The following is a 6054-nucleotide window of genomic DNA, read 5'->3' on the forward strand; positions in this document are numbered from 1 at the left end:
TCCGCCGCTACATCATCTGGCGAAACAACCACGCCGCCGACCAAAAACTACGAGAAATCGTCAACAAGGCAAACGTTGCCTGATACGGCACTAGCCGAGTGTGGATGCCGTCCGCGGCCGCTGGGCGGATGACAGTAGGACGCTCTCACCGATCCGACCTCGTATTGAGTTGGGACCCTATGGCGTCGCGGTTACACGCGGTCATCGAATGGACGGGCACGCACTGGGACGTCATAGATGACGGATTATCCCGCAACGGCACCTTCGTCAACGGCGAACGACTGACCGGACGAAGACACCTTCGATCGGGTGACATCATTTCGATCGGTGCTACCGAGGTGACCTTCCACCGCCAAGAACGGCCCGGCTGCGGGGAGACACAGGAGCGGGTATTCACCACGGCCCTCGCGGAGCACCGCATCATCTTCGATGTAGAGGCAGCCCACGCATACCTTTTCGCCCTGGCGGGCGCCGCGCCCGCGCAAAACACAATGAGCGTGACCGAGGGTCAACGGTGGTGTACCGACGAGCGACTGTTGGAGGAGGCGCACGACTTTGCTGATCGCGTTCGCGGATCGTTGCCCGGAGACGCTGGGGAACGTGACTACTACGCGTTCACACTGAACTCGACGGGTGATCTGCTCGCGAATCTGGCCCGGTCGATGATGATTATCAACGAAGCCGACGCAGCCGGCGCCCTGCCCGCCTCCATCGCATTTCGCGGCCTCGCGCACAAGTACACAAGCGCTGTGCGGGCGCTGAGCAAGGCACCCGTAGTGAAATCCTTCCGGTTCTCGAAAGCGGGATACAGCGGCGGGTACCTGATCATCGGCAGCGACGTGATCGAGGACTTATCAACGATGTTCGAGGCGGTCGGGTCCCTGCTGCTCGACCACAACTATCGGCCGGAGCGCGCCCTACGCGGTGCAGACCCTCTGCTAGTGGCCACGAAAGCCATCGCCCGCGCCTCCGCCCTACGAGCGCCTCGACCCTCGGGCCGGGCTTAGTTGTCCGTCCTTCGTTGGTTTCGGCGGTAATTCAGCACCGCCGTAGGTGTGAATTGCTTCAGGTCAGTGACCGTGACGGATCTAGTCATAGCGCACGACGCTCTCCGTCATAGCCGGCGCTTCGCCCATTCAAGACACCGTCCGTCTCGTCGAAGATCAGCTGTGTATCGACGAGCGCTCGAGCCGGACGCGCATGATCTGGCCGATCACGCTTACCGGTCGATGCTGGGCGCTGCTGTCCGGGACTGCTGAGCGTTCCCGCTGATCTTGGCGGTGATCGGGTCGAGAAAGTGTTTCTGTCGATGATGGTTATTCAGGGGGACGCCGACGCGACCGGCGCCATGTCCGTCGCGCTCCCCTTCATACGCCTCCTAGTCGGCGGGACCCCGACCCCTAGCAACGAAAGCGATCGCCTGCGCCTGCGCCTGCGCACTACGGAGCACAAGGCGCTAGGCCAGAGGCGGCCACCCGACATCGGTCAGATGACAGTATCCCCTCGAAAGGCTTGCCGGATCGCACTCTCTTGAGTGGTCGAGGCGTCGTCGATCGTTACGTCGGCAGCGCCGCGTTTCCGTTACTGGCTAGCATGTTACGAAGCTCTCTGCGTGAGCCGATCCCCAGCTTCGTGTACACCTTGCGCAGGTGCCACTCGACGGTACGAGAGCTGATGAACAGCTGGCCGCCGATCTCCGGATTGGTATACCCGTCGCAAGCCAGCCTGGCGATTTGGCCCTCCTGCGCCGTAAGCTCGCCGAAGGTATCGACTGTTCGCTTGCGTGCGGTCTCGCCGGTGGCCAGAAGCTCACGGCGCGCACGCTCGGCGAAGCCGTCTGCCCCGATGTGGCTGAACATCTCGTGGGCGGCACGCAGGTGTTCGCGTGAGGCCGAGCGATGGTTCTCACGACGCAACCACTCGCCGTACAGGAGACGTGCGCGGAAGAGATGAACAACGATTCGGCTGCGGGTGAGCCGCTCGATCGCCTCGCGGTAGAGGGCATCGGCGGCGGCGTCGTCGCTCAGCAGGGCGCGCGAGCGTGCCTCTATCCCCAGTGCCCAGTCGGTGCCGCTGGCCCGTGTCCGCTCCTCGAGCCTCTCGAATGCCGCCGCGGCGGCCTGTGTCCTGCCATTGCGGGCGGCCGCCTCGATTAGCTCGATTAACGCCCAGCCACACAGCCCTAGATCGTCTAGTTCGCACGCTTTTTGTGCAGCCTCAAATGCGGCCTGATACTGACCAAAACCGTTGTATAACACTGCGGTCGCGTACTCAGCGAGCGTAATCGCCCTTCCCTCACCTCTGCGGGTCGCATCGTCGAGGCTGGCCTGGGTCAGCTTCAGTACCTCGGACTCCTGCCCACGCCAGGCGGCGAGCACCAGCGATGTATACCGGAGGGGTGCGTTTCCAGTTGCCTGTGTGATCGTCTCCGCTTCATCGATCAGAGCCGACGCGGCGGCGAACTCTCCGGCGTGGACGCACACGCCGGCACGGTAGGTGAGTGCGATAGGGAGAACATTGAGCGCGCCGGCACTACGGGCGAGCCGGACCTGAACTGAGGCGAGCTCGTGCCAGCTCTCGTCGTCCCACACATCCGTTGCGACGCGGCACGCCAGCCAAAGCCATCGGGCGTCGTCCTCGCTGAGGCCATCATCGCGACTTAGCGTGCGCAGCGCATTCTTGAGCTGCGGGACGCCCGCTGCGTAGCCCTCAATGAACCGGGTCGAAAGACCGTCGAGCAGCAGGTCGATCGCTCGGGGCGGCCGTGGCCCTGGAGGTGCGGCGCGAGCCGCCTCGGCCGCCTCGCGCAGCCCGCGGCTTCCGCCGAGCCGGCCGGCGAACATCGCCGCGCCGAGCATTTCCAGGTAGGTTTCACGGGCAAGCCCGGCGTCGAGCTGACTCAGGCGCGTGGCAGCGCCGAGCAGCAGCGCTGGAGCGCCGCTGCCGCGATTGCGCGCAAACGTGATCTGGGCACGCAGCCGCTCCGCCCGCGCCCGCTGCAAATCGTCAAGCGGACTCATCTCGGCGGTCGCGAGGAGCTCGGTCGCTCTGTCAGGCGAGCCAGCGTCGAACTTGGCTTGGGCTGCAGCCAGCGCTCGTGTTCCCAGCCGGGCCGGCTCTGGCGTCAGCTCGGCCGCCCGCTCCAGAAACGCTGCTGCCGCCGCGACACCGCCGCGTCCCTGGGCCCGGCCGGCCGAGTGCTCGAGTTCCGCGGCTACCGTCTCATCAGGCCCGGGTGCCGCACGGGCGCGATGCCAGGCCCGGCGATCGGGATCGGCGTGCTGGTCAGTCGCCTCGGCCAGTGCACGATGTACTTTCCGGCGATCGCTCAAGGTCGCGGCCTTGTATGCCGCTGAGCGCACTAGCGGATGCCGGAACTGTACCCGCGACCCAAGCTCGAGCAACCCGGCGTCCTGGGCTGGCGCCGCAGCTCTGGGGTCGATCCCGAGTATTCCCGCCGCGCGCCACAGCAAGCTCGCGTCGCCGATCGGCTCAGCCGACGCCGTCAGAAGGAGCAGCTGCGTCTCGGGCGGCAGCACCTCGAGGCGTGATCGGAAGCTCTGCTCAATGCGGCTCGCCAGCGGCCGGGTGGGAAGCCCGAAGCCGCCGGCCAACTGAGCAGATGTGAGCCCCCTGGGCAACTCCAGAAGCGCCAGCGGGTTGCCGTGCGTTTCAGCAATAATCCGGTCCAGTACCTGCGCATCCAGCCGCCCACGGATCGCGGAGGTCAGCAGCTGGCGCGCATCGCGATCGCCGATTCCATCAACCATGAGGTCCGGCATGCCCAGCAGTTCCTGCTGCCGTATCTCACGCACCGCGAAGACCAAAAGAACTGGCTCGGCTAGCAGCCGCCTGCCGGCGAACGCCAGCGCCTGGACGCTGGCGTGATCGAGCCATTGCATGTCATCGATCAGGCACACAAGAGGCTGCTCCTCCGCGACCTCCGACAGCAGGCTCAGGACCGCCAGGCCGACCAAGAAGCGATCTGGTGAGTTCGCTGCGCGCAACCCGAACGCGATGCCCAGCGCATCTCGCTGCGGGGCTGGCAGGCGCTCGAGCTGGTGGAGCATCGGAGCACAAAGCTGATGCAAGCCTGAAAACGCCAGCTCCATCTCCGACTCGACACCCCGAGCGCGCACAACCCGGCAACCTGACGCTCGCTCCGCCAGGTAGTCCAACAACGCTGACTTTCCGATGCCAGGGTCCCCGCGCAACACGAGCGTGCCACTGTGCCCCGATCGCGTCTCGCAAAGCAGCCGGTCGAGCGTCCGGCACGCAGTCGCCCTGCCCAACAACATCAGCCCGCCGAACCTCACCTCTCGAAAGACTCCCGTCGCTGCGCCCGGCTGCTTCAGTCGTGTACCCGGTGCGCTGCCTTACGCCCTGCTTCTCCACACTGTGTGACTGAGGGCGGCATTCCCGTCCGCGACCGCAAGACGAAATCGCCTGCTCGGAGCGGCCAAATGCAGTCACCAAGTTCCGGTTCGTGGCCGCGCTCACCACGGTTACAACAGTAGCCACGGGCGACCCGCAAGGCCAGGGAGGCAGCGTGACGGTCTTCCCGTTGATCCCGCAGTCCTCCGGGCCTCGCAGAGGTAGACGATTAGCGCACTGATCTCGGTGGCCATCGCCGAGGATGTGGTGGCACGACTGCCGCGGCGGGGGTAGGCCCCGAGTACGACTGGTCGCCCTCGGGCCCACCAAGGTCCTGGTACAGCAGCGCATCGAACGTGCTTTGCTTGTGATCTGCAGCGCTGAAACCGCCTGACCATTCGAGTATTCGTAGCGACGCTTCTGACCGACAACGACTGAACTGCTGGCCGGAAGAACAGGGCAGCAGGAAGGTTGTCCAGTCTCGACATTTCGGAACGCGGGCTACCGGCTTGGGCAGTGTCGAGACGTCCGAGCGACTCGAAGCGTCGTCAACCCTCCACTGGCCTTCCAGACCAAACCGCACGAAGAAGGCGCTCGAGGTCGTCGATGGTGACGACATGCGGGTTTGACTCGGGTATCGCCGGAAGAATCAATCTGGCGGCTTCCGGAATGGCGGCTTCATCGAAGCCATATTCTTTAAGCGCATTTGGCGCACCGAGCGCGGAGCACAGCCGATCGAGACCCTCGACAGCGGAATCAGCACCGAACGCCGCAGCAATTCGGATTTCGGCTTCAGGCGCATGCTGCGCGTTGAACGCCAACACATGCGGCAAGACAGTTGCATGCGTTTGGGCATGTGGCATTCCGTATGCACCGCCGAGAACGTGACAGATCTTGTGATGCATTCCAGACCCTGCCGATGCGAAAGCTACGGCAGACAAGTAGGCGCCGTACAGCGCTCGCTCTCGCCCATCGATATCTGCGGGATCTGATACCACGGCCTGGAGACCCGACGCGAGAGCTCGAATTCCCTCACTAGCAAAGGCTTGATTAATAGGATCCGCCCGGGGAGCCCACATAGAGTCCACGCAATGCGCGAGTGCGTTCAAGCCAGACGCCACCGAGAGCTCAACTGGCAACGACAGCGTGAGCTCCGCGTCATATATGACCGTGACTGGCAGAACCCGATTGTCCACACCCGTCAATTTTCGCGAATTGGCAGTCAGCCCCCACACATTGGTCCCCTCTGAACCAGAATACGTGGTCGGTACTGCGACGATGGGAAGTCCTGTGGTCATCGCGATGGCCTTCGCCAGACCAGTCGTTGATCCCCCGCCAACACACACGAGCAAGTCAATGTCATATTCTGATGCGATTGCGCGTGCGGCCTTCGCCTTCGCGATCGGAACATGTGGCGATACGTCAGAATAGTGAAGCGCAACATCGAATCCTGTCGATACCTTCCTGGCGGTTTCTGATTCAAATTCTGACGCGATCACCATGACCCGCGACGCGCAAAGACGGCCGACTTCCGCTGCGAGGTTGTCGGCGGCGTGACCAGACTTAAATACAATCCGCTGCCCTAGTCCGGACTTCCGCAGTTCGTAGGCATTTTCGTGCCTGCCGCGGAATGAAGGCGCAGGTCAGAGCGGTGTAGGGTGTCTGGAACGCGAAAATCTG

The 6054-nt window shown here is 63.9% G+C and carries 3 protein-coding genes; 1 reads left to right on the top strand and 2 read right to left on the bottom strand.

Annotated features, from left to right (window positions below; translation table 11 throughout):
- Positions 1–98: 98 nt before the first annotated feature.
- Positions 99–1007 (top strand): FHA domain-containing protein, encoded by a 909-nt coding sequence (locus tag ACFVJ3_RS49010; protein ID WP_378458968.1) that lies wholly within the window; start codon positions 99–101, stop codon positions 1005–1007.
- A 549-nt stretch (positions 1008–1556) separates the two neighbouring features.
- Here ACFVJ3_RS49010 and ACFVJ3_RS49015 read toward each other — a convergent pair.
- Complete coding sequence (locus ACFVJ3_RS49015) at positions 1557–4298, bottom strand: AAA family ATPase (RefSeq protein ID WP_378458969.1); 2742 nt, start codon at positions 4296–4298, stop codon at positions 1557–1559.
- A 624-nt stretch (positions 4299–4922) separates the two neighbouring features.
- A complete protein-coding gene (locus ACFVJ3_RS49020) occupies positions 4923–5975 on the bottom strand; it encodes a maleylacetate reductase (RefSeq protein ID WP_378458970.1) in 1053 nt (350 codons plus the stop codon).
- Positions 5976–6054 lie beyond the last annotated feature (79 nt).

The sequence above is a fragment of the Rhodococcus sp. NPDC127593 genome, assembly GCF_042671975.1.
Lineage (GTDB): Bacteria > Actinomycetota > Actinomycetes > Mycobacteriales > Mycobacteriaceae > Rhodococcus_F.